Source organism: Frankia sp. CcI156 (assembly GCF_001983015.1).
Lineage (GTDB): Bacteria > Actinomycetota > Actinomycetes > Frankiales > Frankiaceae > Frankia > Frankia casuarinae.
Genome location: NZ_MOMD01000003.1, coordinates 88,254 through 106,407, shown reverse-complemented (window position 1 = coordinate 106,407; position 18,154 = coordinate 88,254). Strand labels below are relative to the sequence as shown.

General features: G+C 68.3%; 19 protein-coding genes and 2 tRNA genes. 10 read left to right on the top strand and 11 right to left on the bottom strand.

Annotated elements, in window-relative coordinates; all coding sequences use genetic code 11:
• Positions 1 to 148: 148 nt before the first annotated feature.
• Positions 149 to 1,147: a PIG-L deacetylase family protein gene (locus CcI156_RS02050; protein ID WP_232234820.1), complete on the top strand. Its 999-nt coding sequence runs from the start codon at positions 149 to 151 to the stop codon at positions 1,145 to 1,147.
• Between the two features lie 37 nt (positions 1,148 to 1,184).
• On the opposite strand, the gene CcI156_RS02045 is transcribed toward CcI156_RS02050, so the two are convergent.
• Positions 1,185 to 2,528: a glycosyltransferase family 4 protein gene (locus tag CcI156_RS02045; RefSeq protein ID WP_076804121.1), complete on the bottom strand. Its 1,344-nt coding sequence runs from the start codon at positions 2,526 to 2,528 to the stop codon at positions 1,185 to 1,187.
• A gap of 746 nt (positions 2,529 to 3,274) precedes the next feature.
• Here CcI156_RS02045 and CcI156_RS02040 point away from each other — a divergent pair.
• From CcI156_RS02040 to CcI156_RS02020, 4 genes are all read left to right on the top strand, one after another.
• The gene (locus CcI156_RS02040) at positions 3,275 to 4,165 is read left to right on the top strand and encodes a class II glutamine amidotransferase (protein WP_076804120.1); all 891 of its coding nucleotides are present in this window, start codon (positions 3,275 to 3,277) and stop codon (positions 4,163 to 4,165) included.
• Positions 4,166 to 4,332: 167 nt separating this feature from the next.
• Positions 4,333 to 5,199: an LLM class F420-dependent oxidoreductase gene (locus CcI156_RS02035; protein ID WP_076804119.1), complete on the top strand. Its 867-nt coding sequence runs from the start codon at positions 4,333 to 4,335 to the stop codon at positions 5,197 to 5,199.
• 448 nt (positions 5,200 to 5,647) lie between these two features.
• Positions 5,648 to 6,754 carry an ABC transporter ATP-binding protein gene (locus CcI156_RS02025; protein WP_076804117.1) on the top strand — a complete coding sequence of 369 codons (1,107 nt, stop codon included), beginning with the start codon at positions 5,648 to 5,650 and terminating at the stop codon, positions 6,752 to 6,754.
• The gene (locus CcI156_RS02020; RefSeq protein WP_076804116.1) at positions 6,751 to 7,512 is read left to right on the top strand and encodes an ABC transporter permease; all 762 of its coding nucleotides are present in this window, start codon (positions 6,751 to 6,753) and stop codon (positions 7,510 to 7,512) included. The genes CcI156_RS02025 and CcI156_RS02020 overlap by 4 nt, the downstream gene beginning before the upstream one ends.
• 159 nt (positions 7,513 to 7,671) lie before the next feature.
• Here CcI156_RS02020 and CcI156_RS02015 read toward each other — a convergent pair whose 3' ends face one another.
• The 4 genes from CcI156_RS02015 to CcI156_RS02000 form a co-directional block, all read right to left on the bottom strand.
• The gene (locus CcI156_RS02015; protein ID WP_023840681.1) at positions 7,672 to 8,118 is read right to left on the bottom strand and encodes a hypothetical protein; all 447 of its coding nucleotides are present in this window, start codon (positions 8,116 to 8,118) and stop codon (positions 7,672 to 7,674) included.
• A 382-nt stretch (positions 8,119 to 8,500) separates the two neighbouring features.
• Positions 8,501 to 8,573 (bottom strand) — tRNA-Lys (locus CcI156_RS02010).
• Positions 8,574 to 8,733: 160 nt separating this feature from the next.
• The gene (locus tag CcI156_RS27365) at positions 8,734 to 8,865 is read right to left on the bottom strand and encodes a hypothetical protein (RefSeq protein WP_023840682.1); all 132 of its coding nucleotides are present in this window, start codon (positions 8,863 to 8,865) and stop codon (positions 8,734 to 8,736) included.
• Positions 8,866 to 9,352: 487 nt separating this feature from the next.
• Positions 9,353 to 9,562, bottom strand: coding sequence for a negative regulator of replication initiation SeqA (locus tag CcI156_RS02000; protein ID WP_023840683.1), 210 nt, complete (start codon positions 9,560 to 9,562; stop codon positions 9,353 to 9,355).
• Positions 9,563 to 9,846: 284 nt separating this feature from the next.
• On the opposite strand from CcI156_RS02000, the gene CcI156_RS01995 reads away from it, so the two are divergent.
• The 3 genes from CcI156_RS01995 (at position 9,847) to CcI156_RS01985 (ending at position 11,781) form a co-directional block, all read left to right on the top strand.
• Entirely contained in the window at positions 9,847 to 10,080 is a 234-nt protein-coding gene (locus CcI156_RS01995; protein ID WP_011438691.1) for a type II toxin-antitoxin system Phd/YefM family antitoxin, read from the top strand.
• Positions 10,077 to 10,502, top strand: coding sequence for a type II toxin-antitoxin system VapC family toxin (locus CcI156_RS01990; RefSeq protein ID WP_023840685.1), 426 nt, complete (start codon positions 10,077 to 10,079; stop codon positions 10,500 to 10,502). The genes CcI156_RS01995 and CcI156_RS01990 overlap by 4 nt, the downstream gene beginning before the upstream one ends.
• Before the next feature lie 322 nt (positions 10,503 to 10,824).
• Positions 10,825 to 11,781, top strand: coding sequence for a terpene synthase family protein (locus CcI156_RS01985; protein WP_254847236.1), 957 nt, complete (start codon positions 10,825 to 10,827; stop codon positions 11,779 to 11,781).
• Positions 11,782 to 11,862: 81 nt separating this feature from the next.
• On the opposite strand, the gene CcI156_RS01980 is transcribed toward CcI156_RS01985, so the two are convergent.
• The 5 genes from CcI156_RS01980 to CcI156_RS01960 are packed head-to-tail and all read right to left on the bottom strand — an operon-like array spanning position 11,863 to position 16,280.
• Complete coding sequence (locus CcI156_RS01980; protein ID WP_076804113.1) at positions 11,863 to 13,317, bottom strand: cytochrome P450; 1,455 nt, start codon at positions 13,315 to 13,317, stop codon at positions 11,863 to 11,865.
• A gap of 2 nt (positions 13,318 to 13,319) precedes the next feature.
• Entirely contained in the window at positions 13,320 to 13,964 is a 645-nt protein-coding gene (locus tag CcI156_RS01975; RefSeq protein WP_076804112.1) for an ATP/GTP-binding protein, read from the bottom strand.
• On the bottom strand, positions 13,945 to 14,319 hold the full coding sequence (locus CcI156_RS01970) for a DUF742 domain-containing protein (RefSeq protein WP_011438686.1): 375 nt from the start codon (positions 14,317 to 14,319) through the stop codon (positions 13,945 to 13,947). The genes CcI156_RS01975 and CcI156_RS01970 overlap by 20 nt, the downstream gene beginning before the upstream one ends.
• Positions 14,316 to 14,726 carry a roadblock/LC7 domain-containing protein gene (locus CcI156_RS01965; protein ID WP_023840687.1) on the bottom strand — a complete coding sequence of 137 codons (411 nt, stop codon included), beginning with the start codon at positions 14,724 to 14,726 and terminating at the stop codon, positions 14,316 to 14,318. The genes CcI156_RS01970 and CcI156_RS01965 overlap by 4 nt, the downstream gene beginning before the upstream one ends.
• A gap of 3 nt (positions 14,727 to 14,729) precedes the next feature.
• A complete protein-coding gene (locus tag CcI156_RS01960; protein WP_011438684.1) occupies positions 14,730 to 16,280 on the bottom strand; it encodes an ATP-binding protein in 1,551 nt (516 codons plus the stop codon).
• Positions 16,281 to 16,605: 325 nt separating this feature from the next.
• On the opposite strand from CcI156_RS01960, the gene CcI156_RS26110 reads away from it, so the two are divergent.
• The gene (locus CcI156_RS26110; RefSeq protein WP_198030927.1) at positions 16,606 to 16,749 is read left to right on the top strand and encodes a hypothetical protein; all 144 of its coding nucleotides are present in this window, start codon (positions 16,606 to 16,608) and stop codon (positions 16,747 to 16,749) included.
• Between the two features lie 91 nt (positions 16,750 to 16,840).
• A tRNA-Ser gene (locus CcI156_RS01955) sits at positions 16,841 to 16,929 on the top strand.
• Positions 16,930 to 17,497: 568 nt separating this feature from the next.
• On the opposite strand, the gene CcI156_RS24405 is transcribed toward CcI156_RS01955, so the two are convergent.
• A complete protein-coding gene (locus tag CcI156_RS24405; protein ID WP_198030930.1) occupies positions 17,498 to 17,644 on the bottom strand; it encodes a hypothetical protein in 147 nt (48 codons plus the stop codon).
• Positions 17,645 to 18,154 lie beyond the last annotated feature (510 nt).

Sequence of the window (18,154 nt, the reverse complement as noted above, 5' to 3'; positions counted from 1 at the left end):
GGAGACGTGTGTCAGACGGGGTCTGACCAGGTCTTTTCGCCATGTCTGCTGGGGCCGAACCCGGCGAAGAACTGCCCTGCGCCCATCGGCGTCTCGTGAACGAACATGGCGAGGACCTGCGGGAACACCACCCGAGGGCGGAATGTCGGTGGCGGTCGCTACAGTGAGCGCGGCCACGGCGTCGATCTCGGATCGCGTCCGCTGGCCGGTGTTCGCCGCCATACGGGAGGTCGACGGGATGAACGTGGCGAAGGTGGTCCGGCGGGTGATCCCGGGTGATCCGGAGACGGTGCGCGACCGGGTGATGGTGCCGGCGCGGTCGCTGTGGCGCCGGGCCTGGACCCGGCGAGGCATCGACATCACCTCGTCCATGACGACGAGGTCGTGTCTCGTCGTCGCACCACACCCCGACGACGAGACGCTGGGCTGCGCGGTGGCCATCATGCGTAAGCGGGCCGCCGGCACCCCGGTCACGGTGGTGATTGTCAGCGACGGCTCCCGCGCGGAGCCGGTGACGCTCCCGCCAGCGGAGTTGATCGAGGTGCGCAAGGCGGAGACTCGCCGGGCCTGCACCCTGCTGGACGTTGACGAGTCCGACGTGCGCTTTCTTGGTTTCCCCGACGCCGAGCTCTCCGACCGGATCGACGCCATCGCCGCGCGGCTCACCGAGCTCATCGAGACCCTCGCGCCCGAGCAGATCTTGGCGCCGACCTCGTGCGAGGGGCACCCGGACCACGACGCGACCAACGAGGCGGTGCGCCGAGCGGTCGCCACCACCGGTTATCGCGGCCAGGTGCTCGAATACACCGTCTGGTTCTGGACGCACTGGCCCTGGACCTTGGGTTACGGGACGGCGGGCTGGTCGGCTGAGCGTCTGTTCGTCCAGCCGGTCCGCCGGTTGCGGGAACGCCGCCCGCTGCTCGTGGACGCCCGCGGTTTCCGGGCGCGGCAGCGCAGGGCCCTCGCGGAGCACGCCACCCAGGTGGGGGAGGACGACGCGGCGTCCGACGCCGCCACCCCGGTGACCGGCTCCCTGCTCGCGACCCTGGGGAGTCCGTACGAGGTCTACGTCGCCGCGGGGGCGCTGCGGCACCTCGACTTCGAGCGGCCGTGGCGGGCCGGTCACCAGGTACGGGGCAGCCGGTAGTCAGCCTGCGAGCGCCACCTCAGGGCCGGGTGCCACCTCAGGGCCGGGCTGCGGGCCAGTGCCGGTGGCGGCGCCGTTCCCGGGACAGGTCGGGGTATAAATCGGCGGCCGCGTGGCTCGGCCGGGGGTGTTGCTGCCGGTTGCGGGTGTCGAAGTGGGCGATGCCGCGCTGGTACRCCTCGACCTTGCGGCGAGCGATGGCCGAGGGCTCGATCTCGACCACGCCGAGGCGACCCCGTGCCCCGAACGCGCTCGCCCGCGCGGGGTCAAGCAGGAACGGCGCCAGCGCATCCGCCAGCGCCACCGGATCGCCGGCCGGTACCGAGGATCCGGCCTCCCACCGCTCGACGAAGGGCGCGACTCCGGCCCGGGTCGTGGTCACCACCGGCCGGCCGGCCGCCATCGCCTCGACGGYCGCGATCGAGAAGCTCTCGAAGCGGCTCGGCACGGCGACGACACGGGCCCGCCGGTAGACGTCGCGGATCTGAGAACCGGACAGGTGCCCGGTGAACTCGACGTCCAGCTCAAGCTGGCGGGCCCGGCGGGCCAGCCACTCGCCCGAGGGCACCCCGTTGATCTCACCCGCCGAGCGTCCCGCGAGCACCAGCCGGTGCGCCACCCCCGCGCCACGAAGGCGGGCCGACGCGTCGAGCAGCACGTCCACGCCCTTGTAGGCCTCGAGTCGACCCACGACGGCGACTGTCGGCGTGGTGTCGGCGACGTCGGGTATGTCGAGCCACGGCTCGGCGTCGAACGGATTGGGAATCACCTCCACCTCACGGTCACCCAACCAGCCTTGCTCCCGCAGCGTGTCGACGAGCAGCTGCGACGGTGAGGTGACCACGGCGGCCAGGCTCGCCGATGTCCGGTCCAGCCGGTCGGCGACCAGGCCCTTCAACCCGACCGGCTGGCCGGAAAGCCTGACCGTGAGCATGGTCGGGCAGTGGAGGTGGATGGCGAGCGGCGTGGAGCGACGTATGGCCTGGATCAGGCCGCGGGTTTCCCCGTCCTGGGTCTCGATCACGTCTGGTCTGAGTCCGAGTTGACRCATCCACAAGCTATAGGACAGCGGGAGGCTGGCCCGCAGCGCCAGCGAGTCACGCGGGTACAGGGGTCMCCGGAGTTGGGCGCCGAGCTTTCCCAGCCCGCGGCTGACCGGCACCCGTAGTAACGGGCGCCGGTGGACGTGCACCCCGTCCTCCACCGAGTCGACGACATGACGCCCTTGGGCGCACAGGACGTGGACGTCGTGGCCGAGCTTCGCGAGTGCCGTGGCCAGCGCCGCGGTGTAGGTGCCCGCGCCGTCCCAGACGACGGGCGGGTACTGCTCGCAGAAGAAGAGAATGCACAGCGCCTGGAAAGATCCCAATGACTCCGCCACGTGTCCCCGATTCTGCCGTGCCGTAACGGGAGAGTAAGACTAATAGCGTAAATACGTTACTCCAGGGAGGGGGAGTGACGTCTTCATGGTCCCGCGGTTCCGGGKGGATCGAGGGAAACTTAAGGTAACGAATTGGTACGGGCATCCCGGTCGGTGCCCGGGGCGGCGGTCGTACGGGTGGCCGGACACGGTTGCGGTTGTCGCCCGAGCAGGATCCGACGGTCAGGTAAGGGTTGATCATCGTGCGGTCTGACAGCCCTTCTGATCACGTGATGTGATGCAAATTTACGGAAAAAACGGGATGCAATGGTCGCTTCGATCCGGATGTGTCACCGTTAGTGGTCCCAGGCGGTTGTCGGGTGACGACTCGGAAGGTTGATCACGGCGGGGCCGGCGGGGCGCGGGGAACACCGCCTTGCCCGTCGGCACCATGCAGCGTCCCGGCGGGCACCCGGCCAGTGCCCGGACGGGGTCCGGGTGCCGTGCGACCTCTGCTCGGCAGCCCTCACGGCAGCCCTCACGGCGGGACCGATGCGCCAGCAGGCCCTTGACGGGTTGACGAAAGCGGATTCGCGTGCAGATTCGTCGGCATGTCGCGGRCGCCGGGGCGGGGGTAACGTTGCCCCTTTCGCTTCGRGGAATCGACCCGGCCACCGCTCGGTGGACCCGCGTCTGGGACGCGGGAACCAGTAGCGTCCTGGCCGGCACAGTACCGGAGCCGTTGAGATCGGCGAGGGAGGGCGTAGATGTGTCATCTGTTCGCGATGAGCAGCGGGCCGACGAGGGTGCAGGCGACTTTCTGGCTGTTGGATGCGCCGGACAGTCCCCGGGCGGCGACGTTGCGGACCCCGGAGGGGGCTGGTCTCGGCGGATTCGACGCCGATGGCACCGCGTGGGTGGTCAAACAGGCCATTCGGAACCGGGCCGACACGGCATTCGCCCAGGAGCCGCAGCACGTCACCTCCTCGACGTTCGTCGCGCATGTCCGGCACGCCTCCACCGGCCGGGCCTGCGAGGACAACACCCATCCGTTCGTTCGAAACGGGCGGATCTTCGCGCACAACGGCGTGATCGAGGGGCTGGACAAGCTGGACGCCGAGCTCGGCACGGGCGGTCTCCCGGTCCTCGGTGACACCGACTCGGAACGCTTCTTCGCCCTCGTCACCCGCGAGATCGACGCCTGTGACGGGGACGTCGGCGAGGGAATCGCATCCGCCGCTCGTTGGGCCGCCGAGAACCTGCCGCTGTACTCCATCAACATGATTCTCATCACGGAGCGGGACCTCTGGGCTCTGCGGTATCCGGACACCAATGGCCTGTACGTCCTTCGGCGTGGCCCGGGTGGGCGCAACGAACGCCACCTTGATCACGCGAGTCCGTTCAGCGAGATCCGGGTCCGCTCTCTCGACCTGCTCACCAAGCCCGCGGTCGTGGTCGAGAGCGAGCGGATGGACGAGGACCCTCGGTGGCGGTTGATGGAGAGCGGGGAGCTGCTGCATGTGGCCGCCGATCTCACCGTGACCTCTCGGATCGTGTTGGACGGGCCGCCGGTTCACCAGCTGTCCCTCGACGAGCTGCGGCCGCAGGCCGCCGTGTCGCAGACCACCGCGGTGCCCGACCTCCYTCTGTCCGCGTGATCATTCCGGTTCCTGAATCCCCTGTATCCCCTGATCCGCCCATCCACTGAACTACCGATCCACAGATTCAACGAACCGGCCGACATGCCGGGCGTGCGTACGGGGTAGCAGACGTGATGGGGTAATGGCACGGACAGTGGCAGTTCCCTGCGCGGAAGGGGCTCGTCGTGGTAGCAGAGGTYGGCAGGATCKGGTTGTGGGCAACCGAGCGGCAGTGGCCGAAGGATGTCCCGGCCCGGGCGGAGATCGCGGCCGAGGTGGAGGCCCTTGGCGTSCCGACGGTATGGATCGGCGCGGCCAGTGGCGATCTTGAGCTCGCGGCCGCGATCCTGGACAACACGGATCGGTTGGTGGTCGGTACCAGCATCCTCAACATCTGGACCGAACCGGCGGACGTCGTCGCCGATCATTACGCCATGCTGGCGAAGGCGCACCCCGACCGGATCCTGCTCGGGCTCGGTGCCGGCCACAAGGAGCTGGTGGAGAAGAGGATCGACCGTCGCTACGAGCGTCCCGTTGACGTCCTCGTCGACTATCTCGACACCCTCGACGAGCTGGGCGTCCCRCGGGCCGGCCGGGCGCTGGCCGCTCTCGGTCCCCGCGTGCTGGGGATCGCCGCGCAGCGCACCGCGGGTGCCCTGCCCTACCTCACCACCCMCGAGCACACCCGGCGCGCCCGGGAGCTGCTTGGCCCGGACGCACTACTCGCGCCCGAGCAGATGGTCATCCTCGACACCGATCCGGCTCAGGCCCGGGCGGTCGCGCACGACACCCTCGCGTTCTACCTGAAGCTGCCGAACTACGTGAACAACCTGCGCCGTCTCGGCTTCACCGAGGACGATCTGACGGGTGCCGGCTCGCAGCGCCTCGTCGATGCCGTGGTGGCCTGGGGCGATGTGGACTCCGTGCTAGCCAGGGTCGCCGAGCACCATGAGGCCGGTGCCGATCACGTGGCCATCCAGGTGCTGACCTCCACTCCCACCCGGCTCCCGCGCGAGCAGTGGGCCCGGCTGGCGCCGGTMATCGTCGGCTGATCCGGCTGATCCGGCTGATCCGGCTGATCCGCCGGCGAGCCGAGCGGGTGCCACCTCGGCTGGTAGCCGGTCCATCGCCGACGGTCCGCCCTGGGCGATCGGTTAGCATACTGAACGTCGCCTCGGGCAAGCCGCGGGCCTGGACCGACGGTGAGCGTGACGTCACCGTGCATTTCGGCGCGGTGCTGGAAAATCTGCTGCGGGTTCACGGCCTGTTTCCTGTCGGCAGGATGACACTCCGCTGGCCGATAGCGGCTGGCTCGATGGTGGGTGCTCCGCGACGATGATGCCAACCGGGGGAGGCGCGGCCGGTCGGTGCAACTACCTACCTACCTACCTACCTACCTGCCGTCGGCGGGTCCTGCCGTCGGCGGGTCCTACCGAGCGGGCAGCAGCCCGGGTCCGGTCCGTCATCCCGACATAGTGATGTTCCACGGAAAGGAGGGGAATGATCGAGGCGCAAGGGCTCACCAAGCGGTACGGACGTACGGTCGCCGTCAACGACCTGTCCTTCACGGTGCAGCCAGGCAAGGTGACCGGTTTCCTGGGGCCGAATGGTGCGGGAAAGTCCACTACAATGCGGATGATCCTGGGGCTCGACAATCCGAGCGCAGGCCAGGTCCGTATCGACGGTAAGCGATATGCCGAGCTGAAGGAACCACTCCGCCAGGTCGGAGCGCTGCTGGAAGCGAAATGGGTGCATCCCAACCGCTCCGCCCGCTCGCACCTGCGGTGGATGGCCGCGGCGAACCGAATTCCCGGGAAGCGGGTCGACGAGGTCCTGGAGATCGTCGGGCTCACCTCGGTCGCCGGCAAGCGGGCGGGTGGCTTCTCGCTCGGGATGGCACAGCGTCTCGGGATCGCGACGGCCCTGCTGGGTGACCCGCAGGTCCTTCTCTTCGACGAGCCCGTGAATGGGCTGGACCCGGAAGGAATCCTCTGGATTCGTCAGTTCATGCATCGACTTGCGGACGAGGGGCGGACGATCTTCGTCTCTAGTCATCTGCTGTCCGAGATGGCGCTGACCGCCCAGGAGCTCGTCGTCATCGGTCGCGGGCGGCTGATCGCCCAGACCAGTACCCATGYGTTCATCGACATGGCGTCCGAGTCGGCGGTCCGGGTCCGCGGGCCGGAGATGGAGCGGCTGCGTGGCGTGCTGACCGGTCAGGGCCTCGCGGTTCGAGACGTCGCCGCCGGCGACGGTGGTCCGGCGGCGTTCCTCGTGTCGAACAGCAGCACCGAGCAGGTCGGCGAGCTGGCCGGTCGGATCGGRCTCGTCCTGCACGAGCTGGCGGCGCAGCGCGGCTCGTTGGAGCAGGCGTTCATCCAACTGACCGGCGGCGAGGTGGAGTACCACGCCGGGACGCCGGGGCCTGGCGACAGCCGGTCGGCGACAGGTGCTCCGCCGGGGCCCGTGCCGGYGGGAACTGCCGCCGGTCCACTGGCCGGGACACCCCGCCAGTCGGTTGACGGTGGCGTGGATGCCGGTGGCGTGGGTGTCGGGGGCGGTTCGTCGGCCTCGGCCGAGGCGGCACGAGGAGGGACTGGACGATGACACTGCTCACCGTCGAGCGGATCAAGCTGTTCTCGACCCGCTCACCGTGGTGGTGCATGATCCTGGCGACCGCGCTCACCGTGGGGCTGACCTCGATCTTCGCGGCGGCGACCAGCGATAACGACCTCGCCGACCTCACCCCGAACGTCACCCAGTTCGCCTACAACTTCGGCCTCGTGGTGATGATGGTGATGGCCGCGCTGGCGGTCACCACCGAGTACCGCTTCAGCACGATCCGGTCCACGTTCCTCGCGGTGCCCACCCGGACGCCGGCACTGCTCGCGAAGGCCGTCGTCGTCGCCCTGCTCGCGGGGACCGTCGGCGAGCTCACCGCCTTCGCTTCCTGGGGCGTCGCCAAGCTGATCAGGCCGGATGCCCCCCTGGCCCTGGACACGGCGCAGGAGTACCGCAACGTCTTCGGTGTCGGTCTGGTCTACCTGTTCGCGGCGATCTTTGCCTTGGCTCTGGGTCTGATCATCCGGCAGTCGGCGGGCGCGATCGTGATCATGCTCGTCTACCTGTTCCTGGCGGAGAGCCTGTTGCCGGCGATCCCCCGGGTCGGTCGCCACATCCAGCACTGGCTGCCGTTTGTCAACGGCGACAACTTCATCGTCRCCGGGCAGGTGGAGCATTCCGACGGGCCGCCCGTGGTGAAGGGGATGCCCTTCGGCCCCTGGGGCTCCCTGGTGTACTTCGCCGCGATCTGCCTCGGCCTGTTCGCCATCGGGCTCGTCCTGGCCAAGCGTCGGGACGCCTGAGCCCGCCGGCGGTGCGATCTCCGTCGGCGTGAGCTCTGAAGCCGTGATCATCTGACTATCTGTGATCATCGGAATGCCTGAACTCACCGGCAGGTTGCCTTCAGGCCCGGAGCCGCGGTCCACCGGTCGTCCTGATGTGGACGCTCGGTGGACCGTAGGTCAGGCGCCCGGGCCCCACAGGTCCCGACCGGCGCGGGCCCGCTCCTGAGCCTTCATGCGAGCCTCGTGGACGTGGCGCCTCCCACCGGTGAGCCGCAGCCGGACCTGTTCGTCCACGGCAACGAAGGGGCGGTAGTAGATGTCGTCGTACTCCTCGATGATCTGGAAGGTCCACCGCCCGTCGAGGACGTTGCGTCCGTGCAGCTCCCGGCGCACATAGGCGGCCAGCTGGGGGTGGCCGGCGTCTTCCAGACCGCTAATCGCCTCCGCGAGGATCAGATCGGCCCGTCCGGAGAGTTGATGGAATTCGTAGAGCGCCCCGCGGGCCCGTTCAACCCACTCCAGCGCCTCGCTGAGCTTGCCAACCGCGTCAGCGGTCGTGTCGTCGAGGTCGGGCTGCGTGCGGTCGTCCTCTCGGCGGCCCCCGGCCGGACGATTCCCGCTCATCCGGTCAGTTCGACTGCCGTCAGCCCGACTGCCGTCAGCCCGACTGCTGTCGGTTTGACTGCTGTCGGTTCGACCCCGGCGGGTGTGTCTGCTCACCCTGACGGGATGCCCCGGCGGTGTCGGGTCACACCGACCTGCCGCCTCGCGCCGGGAACGACCACGACAGGYGTGCGCGCGCACGCCGGGAACGACCACGAGAACCACCGGGCCGCCTCCGTGACTCTGACGGGCAGGTATCCATTCAGGGGTGCTGGAACCTGTACCCTGAATGGATACATCCAGAGATCGAGCTGGTACAGGATCCACGAATTACCGGAGCTTCAAAAGCTCGACAATGTGAGTCTGATAAGCTCTTCAGAAATGTACGAAAAATCCACCAGTGTGGGCCGTCAGGGACTCGAACCCTGAACTCGCCGGTTAAAAGCCGGCTGCTCTGCCAATTGAGCTAACGGCCCTGCGAGAGTCATGATACCGAACTGTGTGTCCTCGGGGTGGTGGTCGGGGTGTCGGTGCGGTTTGTGGGGGTGTGGATGGAGCGTCGGCTGGTGGGGTGGGCGGGTTGTGGTGGCTCGTGGCTGCCCCTCCGCCCCGATGGGGCGGAGGGGCGGTGCCGGGTTAGTCGATCGTGGTGGTGTGTCGGGGGTACTCCTGGGGGCTGCGGGTGCGGGGGATGAGGCGGGCGGTGTTGCGGGCGATCTCGGCGGCGAGGTCGGGGAGGATGTGGGTGTAGGTGTCGGCGGTGATCATGATCGTGGAGTGGCCGAGGAGTTCTTGGACTGCTTTGAGGTCGGCGCCGGCGGCGAGGGCGAGGGTGGCGGCGAGGGCGAGGGTGGCGGCGCCGTGGCGGAGGCCGCGGATGGTGATGGGGGTAGGTCGGCTTCCTGGATGAGGGTGTGGAAGCGGTTGGTGAGGTGTTCGGGGTGGATGGGAGTGCCGTCGGGGTGGGTGAACGCGAGGCCGTTGTTCGGCCGGGTGGTTCCGGCGGCGAGCCGGTTGGCGTTTTGGCGGGTGCGGCAGGCTTTCAGGACGGCGAGGGTGTCGGGGTCGAGGGAGATGACACGGTCCCCGGCGTCGGATTTCGGCTTGGCGAGTTGGGTGGCGTAGCCGATCTGGACGAACTGCCAGCGGRGGGTGAGAGTTGCGTTGGTGAAGTCGATGTCGTCCAGGTGGACGGCGACGGATGCACCGCGTCGGAGCCCCTGGTAGGTCGCGCCGCTTCACTTGCGGACATGCGTCAGTCCGTCCCCCCGGGCTTCACGAGCCCGGCGTTCACAAGCTTCGCGAGATTGCCAGGCGGACGGGCCGCGCCCGGCTCTTTGGCCACCGCTGGAGCGGAGAGCCCCAAGACGCGACGCAGGACATCATTCGGGGTGTCGACGAAGGGCGCAGTCTGATCCTGCAGGCACTTGAAGACCTCGTCGTCGATCTCGATCCGCGGGACCATGCCTGACTCCAGGGGCCATGCCTGGCTCCAGCCTTCAAATACGGTACCACTTGAAGTCTGTGATATCTGGAGTGAGAAATTCAAGGGACGACTGCTCAGGCCGACCTTGCCGGCGACGAGGGTTCATCCTGGATGGTCACCAGGTCTGGTGAGCAAGCCGGTCGCCCGGCCACGCGACCCTGGCCACATCGAAGGGCGCGAGCTGGCTTCAGCGGTTGGCCGCGCGAACGACGTTCGGCGCATATTGTAGGTACGTACCTACCAGGGGGGTGGTCGTGGTGACCATGGTCTCATCGCGAGAGTTCAACCGTGACGTGAGCGCGGTCAAGCGGGCCGCCGCCAGCGGTCCGGTGATCATCACGGATCACGGTCGGCCGTCACACGTCCTGCTGTCGTTCGCCGACTACCAGCGGCTCACCGGAACCGCGGGCAGCCTGGGAGACGCGTTCGTTCTGGAGGAGGAGATCGACTTCGAGCCCCTACGGCCGCGGGACTCGCTGCGCGAGGTCGACCTGTGAGCTTCCTACTCGACACCAACGTCATCTCCGAGCTCCGTAAGCCCGCGAAACGCCGCGATGACCGCTTCAACGGCTGGGCCGCGAGCCTGTCAGCATCGGATACCTTCCTCTCCGTCATCACCCTGCTAGAGCTGCGGGCTGGCATTGAGAACAAGCGATGGCGCGATGCCCGCCAGGCGGCCGTCCTGGACTCATGGCTCGATCAGAACGTGCTCCCGGCATACGCAGGCCGGCTGCTCGACGTCGATCAGATCGTCGCCGGCTCGGCGGCGCGACTTCACGTGCCCGACCGGCGYCCAGCCCACGATGCGCTCATCGCCGCCACGGCCCAGGTGCACAGCCTCACGCTCGTCACCCGCAACGAGGCCGACTTCGCCGCCATGGACGTCCCACTCGTCAACCCTTGGACCTCCCAGCTGTAAGCAGGTCCCGAAGCTGGGCGGCACAGAACCTCTGGCGGTAGGATCGGGCACACTCATGTCTTCGGCAGCGTGATCGGTCGCAACGGCACCACCTGAGGACCCTCCAACGGACCACGACCGAGGTGCCCTCCATAACGGCCCGAATCCGCGACATGATACTTCGCACTTCTGGGATCATCGTGGTACCTGGATCTGATAGGACGTGGTTCCCCTGACCTGGAGGCGCAGAAGTGTCCGAAACTGCCAGATGCTCGCGATCCATGATCACCATCTTTGCCAGGAGACAGGCCGAGACGCGATGAATGGCGAGCAGATCCTCACAGTGCACGAAGCTGCGCGCTCCTGGCAGCCGAACGAGAACGCTGCCGAAGCCCTGGCGCACACCGTCGAATGGCTCACCCGCTTCCAGGTCTGCACGCCCCGGGCCGAGAGGTACGCCACGCTTTCGGCCTGGGTGTACCCTCTGGCCCCGCTGCCGGAGCTGGAACTCGCTTACGACATCCACGCCTTCTTCCGGATCTACGACGACTTCACCGACGACCTTGCGGCGGACATCAGCCGCATCAACGTCATCAGCGCGGAGCTCACCGSGATTCTCTACGGGAGACCCGCGAAGTCCCTCATGGGGATGATCTTCCATGACCTGTGGGCGCGGCAGATCGTCAGCTCGCCGGACCAGTGGGTGGCTCGGGTCAGCGAGCACTGGGAATGGTACTTCAACACGCAGGCCACTTACGCGGCGATGCGGGACCGGCGGATGGACACGACGGTCGAAGAGTACTTGGAACTACGCCTGGGAAACGGCGCGGTGCCGCTGTGCCTGGTGTTCGGCGAGAAGATGAATTTCACCTATCTGGCGCCGCACATCCACCACTGTACCCAGCTGCGACTGCTGCGCAGGTTAGCCAGCGACATCATCGTGTACTGCAACGACGTCTACTCCTCGGTCCGCGACGCGAAGCGCGACGACCCGCGCAATCTGATCTCGATCATCCGAGACCAGGACGGCTGCGATTGGCAGGAGGCAAGAGCCCGTTGCGAGCAGGAGATGCGGACGCTCGACCAGTCGATACACACCACAAAGCAGCGCCTTGACACGGCCTTCGACGTGCTGCATTTCACCGACACAGAACGCGCCCAGGCCCGGATGGGTGCGAGGATCGTCGACGACTGGAACTGGGGTTACCAGGCGTGGGCGGCGGTCAACGAACTGTTGATGGACACGGATCCGCCGCGCGAGGAGATCTCTCGCATGCTGACCTCGCCGCAGGCGGTCTGACGGCGTGTCGGAAACAAAAGAGCGGCGCCCGGGAGCGATTCCCGGGCGCCACTCGGCGGTACGTCAGCCGACCGTGAACCCTTAGCGTCGACCGCGGAACATGCCGCCCAGCGAAGCCCAGAAGCCGCGGCGGGTGTCCGCTCTGGCCTGTGCGTCGGCCTCGGCCACCGCCGCCAGCGCGTCCTTCGCGGCGCTCGGCTCGACCACCGGGGCGGAGAACGCCGGGGCGGCTGGCGCAGACTGCGGGACGGGGCGGCACTGCGGGGCGAACTTGACCGGGAGCGCGTCAAGGTGCCGGGACCAGGTCGAGGCGGTCCAGGTCAGCTGCTCCTCCGGCACCGTGAGGTGCAGGTCGGGTAGCCGGTTGAGCAGCACGTCGACGCCGGTGTCGGTGATGGCGCGGGCGATCTCCTGTCCCGAGCACTCGTGCGGGCCCCGGCTGAACGCCAGGTGCGAGCGGTTGCCGTGCATCGGCGCGCCGAGATCCGGACGGATCTCCGGATCCGCGTTGCCTGCCGCGATGCCGAGCAGCAGCATGTCGCCCTCGCGGATCTCCTTGTCGGCGAAATGCATGTCGTGCGTGGCGAACCGCGCCGGGCAGACCAGTAGCGGCGGATCGTCCCACAGCATCTGCTCGACCGCGTCCGGCAGCGTCATGAGCCCGCCAGCGAGCGACGCGCGGAAGCGGGGGTCGGTCAGCACCATCCGCAGCGTGTTCGAGACCAGGTTCGCCGTGGCCTCGTAGCCCAGCACGATCACGAGGCGCAGGTGGTTGAGTACCTCCTCGTCGTTCAGCCCCGAGGGGTGCTGAACGAACCAGGACGCCAGGTCGTGCGCAGGGGCCCTGCGCCGCTYCTCGGTCAGCGACCGCAGGGTGCCGATGATGTACTGGTTGTGCGCGTATGCATCCTCGCCGCCGCTGACCATGCCGACGATGGCCTCGACCAGTTTCCGGCCGTACCCCTCGCTCAGGCCGACCAGCCGGCTCAGCACRAGCATCGGAAGGTAAACGGCGAACTGGGTCACCAGGTCCGCGCGGCCGTCCTCGACAAAGCCGTCGATCAGCTGGTTCGCGTAGCGCTGGACGTGCCGCCGGGTGCCGTGCCGGTCGAACCTGGTCAGGCACTCGTTGACCGCGGCGCGCAGCCGCGCATGTTCCTCGCCATCGTAGGACACGACGTCGGGACGCCATCCGATGAGCGGGAGCAGCGGGTCGTCCRCGGCGATCCTGCCCTCGTTCCAGTCCCGCCAGAGCCGGGCGTCCCGGGTGAACCGGCTCGGGGTGCGAGCGACCTCCATGTTCTCCCGGTAGCCGAGCACCAGCCAGGCCGGGACGCCACCCTCGAGTTCCACCGGGGCGATCCCGCCGTGTTCCGCGCGGAGCTTCTCGTAGACCGCGCCGGGATCGTGCTGCGCTTCCGGGCCGTAGAGCGCGGTCCGTACGGCATCCTGCGCGAAGGCCGCGTGCGCCGGACACCCCGGAGGCGGGATCGCAGCGCCTGATTCCGCGCCTGCTTCGGGAATGGGTGTTGACACACTTACTCCGTGGCGGCCGAGGCGGCCACCGGGGCCGCGGGTTGGGTGGACAGCCAGTACAGGTAGCGCATGAGGGCCAGCAGGGTGTCCCGGCTCGAGGCCCGGCTGCGCGCGTCGCACGCGACGATCGGCACGGCGGCCGGCAGATCCAACGCGGCACGGACCTCGTCCAGCGGGTGGTTCGGGGCGTCCGGGAAGACGTTGACGGCCACGATGAACGGCACGCCGCCGTCCTCGAGCCGCCCGATGACGTCGAAGCTGRCCTCGAGCCGCCGGGTGTCGACCAGCACGACCGCGCCAAGGGCTCCCTCGAACAGGCCTGTCCACAGAAACCAGAAGCGCTGCTGTCCGGGCGTGCCGAACAGGTAGAGCACCAGTTGCTCGTTGATGGTGATCCGGCCGAAGTCCATGGCCACGGTGGTCGCATCCTTCTGCTCGACCCCGCGGACGTCGTCTACCCCGATGCTGACCTCGGTCATCGTCTCCTCGGTCGTCAGCGGTCTGATCTCGCTGACGGAGCCGACCAGGGTCGTCTTGYCGACGCCGAACCCGCCGACCACGACAATCTTGACCGCGGTGGCGGCCGAGGCGGGCAGCGCGTCCTCGCGCGCCGGTCCGACGGCCAACTCAGAGCCTCTGGAGTCCATTCATCACCGCCTTGAGCAGTTCAGGATCGCCGATTCCTTCCATGCGCACCGAGGCGCGCACCTCGACGAGCGAGTCCCTGAGCAGGTCGGAGACCAGGATGGCGACCACGCTGAACGGCAGCTTGAGGTAGGCCGAGATCTCCGCCATGGACAGGGGCCAGTAACACATGCGCAGGATGGACGCGTGTTCCGGCTGCATCTCGGGCCGGCCCGCGGCCCGCGCCACCACGAGGGTGACCAGGTCGATGTCGGCCCGGCGGCCCGAGGCGCCGCGCCCGCCGGTGAGGACGTACAGGCGCTCGGGACCGCCCTGCTCCCAGGCGCAGGACGCGTCGTTGATCGGGGACGGGGTCACCCGGCCGTCCTCTCCTCCATCCGCGGCGGACTGGTGAGATGCTCACCGATACGTGCGACCAGGTTGCGCATCTGCTGTCCCATCAACCCCGCGTCCACCCCTTCGTCGGCCAGCACCGCGAGGTATGCGCGCGCGCCGGCCGCCATGAGGTAGAAGAATCCCCCGCCCACCTCGATCACCACGAGCCGCATCCGCTTGTCCCCCTGCGGGAACTCGGCGCCGACGGCGGCGGACAGGCTCTGCAGTCCGGCGCACGCGGCCGCGAGGCGGTCGGCGGTGTCCACATCCGTGTTGTACTGGGCCATGCGCAGGCCGTCCGCGGTCAGGACGATGATATGCCGGGTGCCTGGCACGCTCTCCGCAAGGTCCTTGAGCATCCAGTCCATGCTGGGCCGCAGGTGGTCCATCGGCTACTCGCTTTCCTTACTCGACGCATCGTCAGTCAAAGCGTGCTGGGTGCTCGTGCTTTCGCCGGAGACCGCGTTCTGGAACGCGGCAAGCCACAGCCCGGGCGGCGGGGGCGGGGCGGCGGGAGCGGATGCGTTACTCGACACGGGCGGGGGCGGGGCGGCGGGAGCGGATGCGTTACTCGACACAGGCGGGGGCGGGGCGGCGGACTGCGGCCCGCGCGGCGCGGTCAGGCTCCGCTGGCTGCCGCTCCCGTTGAGCGGGGCGGTGACGCCGCGCCTGCGCTGCGGCAGGCCGTTGTTGTTGATCTTTATGCGCTGCGGCTCCTCCGACTCCAGGGCGATGGCGGGCATCGGCGTGTTCGGGTTCGGCCGGACCGCGGCGCCCGGGCTGGCCGCGGACAGCGGCACGGCGGTGGCCAGGTCACGTGGGATGATCAGCACGGCGCGCACGCCGCCGTACGCCGAGGGCCGCAGCGAGACCTGAAAGCGGTGGGTCTGCGCGAGCCGACCGACCACGGACAGGCCGAGGCGCGGGTTCCCGCCGAGGTCAGCGAGGTCGAGGCCCGACTTGACCTCGGCGAGCACCCGCTCGGCGCGCAGCCGGGCCTCCTCGCCGAGGCCGACGCCGCCGTCTTCGATCTCGACCGCGATCCCGGACTGCACCTCGACCGCGGTCATGTGCACGCGGGTCTGCGGCGGCGAGTACCGGGTGGCGTTGTCCAGCAGCTCGGCGAGCGCGTGGATGAGCGGTTCGACGGTGGGTCCTGAGATGGCGACCTCGACCACCGAGTGCAGTTCGACGCGTTGGTAGCCGATGATCCGGGACATCGCGCCGCGCAGCACGTTGAACAGCGGCACCGGATGCTGCCACTGCCGGCCGGGGCGGGATCCGCCGAGCACGGCGAGCGAGTCGGCGAGCCGGCCGATCAGCGCGGTGCCGTGGTCGAGGCGGAGCAGGTCGTCGAAGACATCGGGGTTCCCGCCGTGCCGCTCCTCCATCTCGCGCAGATCCTGGAACTGCTGGTGCACGATGGCCTGGACGCGACGGGCGACGTTGACGAACGCGCGCTGCGAGGAGTCGCGCAGGTCCTCTTCCGCCTTGACCGCTTCGAGGACCGAGCGGACCACGTCGTCGTGCGCCTTGATGAACGCGGCGCCGAGGGCGGGCGACTGGCTCGAGCCGGACAGCGCCTCCTCGACCGAGTCGCCGCGGTGCAGCCGACTGATCGCGGCGGGCAGCACCTCGACGGCGAGGCGGCTGGTCTCGGCCTCCTGTATCTCCAGGCGGTGCATGAGTTCCTGCTCGGTGGCGGCCTGCCGACGGCGCAGATGGACGATCTCGTGCCCGCGGCGGCGGATCTCGGCGCAGGCCAGGCCGACCGTGACCGCCGCGACGAGGCCGCACACGGCAACAGCGCGCCGGGCGTGCGGGGCGACGAGAAGGATGGCGGCCACTGTACAGAGTGCGGTCAGGGCTGCCGCTACCAGAGCACTGTAGACGACGGAGAAGTCGCCTTCCGAGCCACGAGGTGACGGTCGCTTGCGCTTCATTCGCAGAACCTTGGTCTGATTGTGGGCGTGTGTCGGTGACCGACGGGGACGKGGAGAACAGTCACGGGCGCGGCCCGCGGAGAGACTCGCGCGCCGACGAGGGCCCGACGGCGATGTTCTGACTGGGCACGCGGCTACCTTGCTCAGTGTTCGCGGTTCTGATGTCTCTCCGGATAGGTCTGACGTTATATCCAGGGCTTCGGCGAGATCGCACCGCGCCGCTATCAGTGACCTTGAGTAGCCGGCCACCCTGTCTGACAGCATGAGGTAAGACAGTTCCCTGTGTCAYAGCTGCATCTCGGGCTGGCTGATGGACGGGGTCAGCGTGCAGCAGGCTGCGGAGCGGGCGGGTAACAGCCCTGCCGTGATCTGGCGGACGTATGCGCGGTTGCTCGACGGAGGGGAGCAGGATGCGGTGCAGTCGGCTCGCTGCCGCACGGCGGGCGGACGGCTAGAATGGGAGGCGTGAGGGCGCCTACCGGGCGTCCTTCGGCGTTTCTGTACCGTGCCTGTATCGAGCCGGAGGAAAAATGTTACGATAAGGTTAAAGTCGCAGGCTGGGAGGGCTCGCCTAGTGGCCGATGGCGGCGGTCTTGAAAACCGCTACGGGGAGTGATCCTCGTCGTGGGTTCGAATCCCACGCCCTCCGCTTTGCCAGGCTTTTTGTCGCCGGAGACAGCTGGCGACGATCAGCCTGGAACACCTGAAGATCCTTGTGGGCACGAAATGGGCACGCTGGGACGTGACCGGGGATCACAGCCACCGTCCCCGCTGCCTTCTGCCTCGCTGAGCGCAGCAGGTGGACATATAGCGTCCCTGTAATGGCTGTCGAGCGGGCCCGGCGGATGCGGGCCCGGCGGGAAATGTGGAGGGTGAGCGACGGTGTGGAGACCGTGAACCGTGACTGACCCTCCACGCTTCAGCCGCCTCACGAAGCGCACTTTGTGGGTGGGCGTGTAGGAGCGGGAATCTCTCTCCAGGAGAAGCTCGTCGCGYGGGGGCCGCAGTCGCCCGCAGGCCGAACCCTTCTGAGCGGGACTGGGCCTGCTTCGCGGGACTGGGCCTGGTCGACTCCGATCCGATGTACGGATCCTGCACCATCGRCCTCGGCGACAGGCAGGAACTGCTCATCCGGTTCCGCACCGACGGGCACGTGGCCCGCGCAGCACCATCGGGCGACTCGGAATGGAGCGGCCGGTCTCGATGAAACTGATGCGTCAGGCGGAACTGTCGGCTCGCAACGCCAGTCCGAGCTGACTGATCCGGCGTCGCTCCCGCCACCCTCGCAGCAGTGCGCCGGCACTCACGCCCGGGATCCCCTCACCGCCGGCCCTGGCGATGGCGTCCGTCCTGCGTTCGACCATAGCCAGTCTAGTGATATTACTGTGTGTCAGTAGTTATTTTTTGCCTGTCCGGCGATGTTCCAGGTGTCGCTCGGCCCGGCACGGTTGTTTCCGGCGCGGGTTCCTGCCGGCGGTCGGCCTTCGCCGATGACGACCCGTCCGGGCGGAACGCTCTGGTTCGCGAGCTCCGGAAGCGTTGCCGCAGGACAATCACCCTGAACACTCGACAGCCGGTTGCGTGACGCTTGTGCAGGTCTGCGACAGGATGGCCGGGTGCCYCCCCGTCGGTCGACATCCCCTCGCGCGATCCCGGCYGCCATCACCCCACCTCGGCGTCCACGCGCGGTTTCCGTCACACTCCGTTCCCCAGATGAACAAGCCATCCAGCAGGCGTTGCCGATCCAGGTCTCTCGTCGCCGGCAGCCCGACAAGACAGCGCATATCCCGGTCACGGCCAGTTGTGCCGGCTGCGAAGAGCGGTGGACCGATCCGGCCACGACCCATTGCGGGTCCTGCCACCAGTCCTGGCCG

Excerpts from the sequence above, each read along its gene's own strand:
- CcI156_RS24405 (WP_198030930.1), bottom strand. The coding sequence starts at position 17,644 with ATGGTCGAACGCAGGACGGACGCCATCGCCAGGGCCGGCGGTGAGGGG.
- CcI156_RS01965 (WP_023840687.1), bottom strand. The coding sequence starts at position 14,726 with ATGGACCACCTGCGGCCCAGCATGGACTGGATGCTCAAGGACCTTGCG.
- CcI156_RS01960 (WP_011438684.1), bottom strand. The coding sequence starts at position 16,280 with ATGAAGCGCAAGCGACCGTCACCTCGTGGCTCGGAAGGCGACTTCTCC.
- CcI156_RS02015 (WP_023840681.1), bottom strand. The coding sequence starts at position 8,118 with ATGAGCGGGAATCGTCCGGCCGGGGGCCGCCGAGAGGACGACCGCACG.
- CcI156_RS02000 (WP_023840683.1), bottom strand. The coding sequence starts at position 9,562 with ATGGTCCCGCGGATCGAGATCGACGACGAGGTCTTCAAGTGCCTGCAG.
- CcI156_RS01995 (WP_011438691.1), top strand. The coding sequence starts at position 9,847 with ATGGTCTCATCGCGAGAGTTCAACCGTGACGTGAGCGCGGTCAAGCGG.
- CcI156_RS27365 (WP_023840682.1), bottom strand. The coding sequence starts at position 8,865 with ATGATCACCGCCGACACCTACACCCACATCCTCCCCGACCTCGCCGCC.